Consider the following 3,897-nt stretch of genomic DNA (forward strand, 5'->3'; position numbering starts at 1 on the left):
GCCGGCCAGGTCATCACCCTGCCCAACCGCGTCAGCAACTACTACAACAGTTCCGCCACCTTCCGGCCCTACAGCGCCGAGCGCATCATCGGCGATCTCAGCCCCAAGCTGCCCGACCCGCCCCCGCCGCCCAAGAGCAAGTGCGGCGGCCTCGGTCAGATCATCATGGTCGTCGTCGCCATCGTCGTTACCGCCGTCACCTACGGCGCCGCGAGTGGCCCCATTGCCGCGGCACTCTCCAGCAGCGCCATGGGCACGGCAGCCTCTTCCGCCGCCATCGCAGGCGGAGCGGGCACATTGGCCGCCGCAGGGGCCGCCAGCGCTGCGACCGCCGCCGGGGCCACGCTCCTGGCCGGCGCCCTCGCCGGCACTGTCGGCAGCCTGGCCAGCCAGATGGTCGGAGTGGCCTTCGGTCTGCAGGATGACATCAACTGGAAGGGGGTTGCTGCCGGTGCGCTCGGCAGCATGGTCGGTTATGGCCTGGGCGGCGTCGGCGCCTCGCTCGGCGTCAGCGGTACGACCGCCCAGGCCGTCACCAGCAGCATGATCACCAATGCTGCCACTCAGGGCGTCAATGTGGCCTTGGGCCAGCAAGGCAGCTTCAGCTGGACCCAACTGGCCATGGCCGGCCTCACCAGCGGTATCACCGCAAGCCTCAACCCCGGCATGACCGGCTGGAGCACCCCGCAACAACTGGCCGGCAACTTTGGTATCCAGGCCTTTGCTGGCGTAACCGGTCGAGCGCTGGACCAGGCCCGCGGTAAGCAGGTCGGCAAGATAACGGATGTACTCCTCGGCGCGGTAGGAAGCGCCATCGGCAACACCCTGACCGCGCCGCGCAGCCAGACCAGCACCATTGCCGGCAGTGACGCGGCTGATCCTGCACCTAAGGTCGATGGCTATACCCTGACCAATGGGGTGGGGGAGCAAGTCGGTGTCGAACAAAGTCCGGACACGACTATCATGCAGTTCCGCCAGTCTGGCGGCCGTGGGGATGTCGTATCCAGCGCGGGATGGCATAACACGACTTACACAGCCAGCGATCTGGAACTATCTACTCAAGTTGGAAACGGCGACTGGGTGACCCGTGAGGCAGACAACCGGCCAGTCACGGCCCCAATGCGCCGGGATGAATCTGGCGTCGAAATTTATAGGCTGCCAGCCGAGCCTGCTATTGCTTCGCGGACATTGGTTGCTGGAGTGGATTACCAAGCGCCCCAAGCAGCCGGCACTCCCGAAACATGGGCTCAACAAGACCAACACTATTGGCAACAAGCCAAAGCGGATGCCGACAATTTTGGGGAATACCTAGGAGCGCACTTGATGGGCTTGTTTGCCCGTACCGGACATGAACTGGTGGATCTGGGCACAGGTGCTTATCGCTTGGCCGCAGATCAACACACCCGGCAACAGGCGCTAGCAACAGCTCACTATCTGGCTCAAAATCCGGGAATCGTGAAAGATGCTGCGATTGCAGGAGCGATAGACTTTTGGAATATGCCGCTTGGCGAGAAGGCCGACACCCTATTTGTGATAGGTGCCGGTGGGTTTGCCACAGCTGGTCTAGGCGTAGCCGCCAAGACAGGCGGCCAGATGGTTTATCAAGGTGGCCGTTGGGTTGCAGTGCAGGCAGGCGAATCGCTGGGACCCACTATTGCGCGGGCAGGCGAAATCTATCTGGAACGGATAGGTGGCTTAGTACGTGCTACAGCCGACAGCCCTAGCATTACAAGCAGGGTATTCGACCCTACTGGAAACCCACTCCCATATGGATTTAGAAGCTTCGATGAATATCAATTATTTGCTGAGACATTAAAAGCAGGACTACCGGAAAACACCAGCATTGTGTTTAAAGGCAGTTCCGTAACCGGGCGTAGTTCGCCATTTAGTAAAACGCCCAACTCTCCATTTGATTACGGACGCGTTAGTGACTACGATATTGGACTGGTTAGCGACGATCTTTACTTGCAATCACTAGAACTTGGAAAAAGCGCAGGCTTCAAGGTAAAGACTATGCCTGATCGTATTGGCCCTCTGAGCCCCAGCCAATCAGAATTGCTTGGGCTACGGGACTTGCAACTACAGCTTTCTCAGCAAACGGGCCGCCCGGTTGAATTCATGTTTTATGACAGTATTTCTGGAGCACTCAAAGGGCCTGCATACATCGTTGATTTAGGAGGAAAATAGTGAAAATTTTTGACCTATACGGCATTAAAATCCAAGATGGCAAAGAAAGTGCACGCTTACTTGAGGATATACTTAATGTACAATTTCAGCCCCATCAAAGTGATTTCTGGGGAGATTATTTTATTGCAAATAATGAAAACAAAGGGAATTACAGACTCATTCAGAATTTTTACGCCGGAGAATGGCACCAGGAAAACCATAAAGAATGCCCATGGTTATTAGAAATAAACGACCTTGAATCTTTTGATTTTTTATTTTCAATTTTAATCAAAAAACAAGAAGTAAAATTTCTCTCCAGATCCGAAATAGAATCCAAAAAATGGATGCGTCGTTATTTATATGAAGACGGAAAATTCCAAATTATCGAGGAAGTAAAAATAAAGTAAAACTGGTCATGACCGGTTTGGTCGACCGCCCGACGCCGGAGGTCCGCCTTCAGCCTTTCACGACGGCCGAATTCTTCGGTACGGCGGGAGGGCGGGAGGGCGGCTGAAGGATACGGCAGTGGGTTTCATGACGTTGGTCTTTGATCAGATGTGGGGCCTTGCCAGCCTGGCCGCGGGTGGCATCATTCATGACAATGGTGCAGCGGGTAGAAATGCCAATTTGATCCGTTACCTACCCTCTGCCGCCGAGGAATTGAGCCAGCTTCCTGGCAACGCGCCGTACTGTACTATGCGACCCACCTAGGAGAAGTGACGGCGGCCCAGGCTGGGGTGGCGGTGGTCGATGTGGGTTCGATGGTGGTGGGTAATTTGGCAGGGCGGGCGGTAACAAGGAATTCCGCGCTTTCGACTGCGGCTGAGCTGAATGTTGCAAACCGCGCAGGTGATCTGTCTCAAGCGACTATCAGGAGTCGTGTGACAGCCAATCTCGCAGAGAGTGCCGCAGCTCGAAATTCGTCTAAATTTGAGCAATTAGGGCGTTATGAAACCGCCTATAGCTTCTACTGAGATGCCGGCTATAGTGCTGACAGAACATTAGGACACTTAGCAGGTATTGATTTTACGAAGCCAGTAACATTGACCGAGTTGATGCCTGGATCGAACTATCTTCAATATCCGCTCAACGGAAAGATGGGCAATTATTTCACTACGGTGGGAACGCCAGCAGAAATGATCGGCATTAATCCTGCCGGGCGTGTGCCACACGTCATTCACTCCCACGACGCCAGTCAAGGCACTTCAGAGTACAGCCGCTGACATTCTCGACACTTGGACAGTGCCAAATCAGTCGTATATGACAAAGGTGGGCGGCCTGCAATATTTCGTTCCCAATAAAGGCATTTTTATGGGGATACCCAATCCATGAATAGAAATCCACTTTTAGAACAAGGTAGAAAGTGCTGCGATGCTTTGCTTGCGCAGCATCCAGAGGTCACTGCACCTCTCTCCATATCTCGACAAATAGACTATCTGATTGGGCTTGAGTCTGGATCAATATCGGATCGGTCCAGACTCAAAGAGATAACCATTGGAGTGCTGACCGCGCGAGAGATCGAGCCATTGGATGACGAAGCGGCAGAGATTTTTTATAAAATCTCTTCTGAGGCATCGAGAATGTAAACAAAGCTCTGGATAATGGGGGCAGGTCTTGTATTTGACCTCCCCCCCCAAAAACCGTAGCGTTCAAAAGTAGAGATTTCTGGCAAATTTGAGCCCATCCGGGCAGGAGATTTGTCATGAAAAAATCGAAGTGCACCGAAGCGCA

General features: G+C 54.1%; 4 protein-coding genes. All 4 read left to right on the forward strand.

The window, feature by feature from the left end; translation table 11 throughout:
• Positions 1–2,187, forward strand: a 2,187-nt coding sequence (locus C556_RS21190) for a hypothetical protein (RefSeq protein WP_040431649.1), incomplete at its 5' end; no start/stop codon positions are given.
• Positions 2,187–2,573: a hypothetical protein gene (locus tag C556_RS23350; protein ID WP_157236278.1), complete on the forward strand. Its 387-nt coding sequence runs from the start codon at positions 2,187–2,189 to the stop codon at positions 2,571–2,573. The genes C556_RS21190 and C556_RS23350, both read left to right, overlap by 1 nt.
• A gap of 754 nt (positions 2,574–3,327) precedes the next feature.
• Positions 3,328–3,498, forward strand: a complete 171-nt coding sequence (locus C556_RS24310) for a polymorphic toxin type 46 domain-containing protein (RefSeq protein ID WP_211214760.1) — start codon at positions 3,328–3,330, stop codon at positions 3,496–3,498.
• A complete protein-coding gene (locus tag C556_RS24315) occupies positions 3,495–3,752 on the forward strand; it encodes an immunity protein Tsi6 family protein (protein WP_169338642.1) in 258 nt (85 codons plus the stop codon). The genes C556_RS24310 and C556_RS24315 overlap by 4 nt, the downstream gene beginning before the upstream one ends.
• The last annotated feature ends 145 nt before the right edge of the window (positions 3,753–3,897 follow it).

Source organism: Chitiniphilus shinanonensis DSM 23277 (assembly GCF_000374805.1).
GTDB classification, from domain to species: domain Bacteria; phylum Pseudomonadota; class Gammaproteobacteria; order Burkholderiales; family Chitinibacteraceae; genus Chitiniphilus; species Chitiniphilus shinanonensis.

What these genes read in the sequence shown, in the direction of transcription:
- C556_RS24315 (WP_169338642.1), top strand. Translation starts at nt 3,495, where the DNA reads ATGAATAGAAATCCACTTTTAGAACAAGGTAGAAAGTGCTGCGATGCT.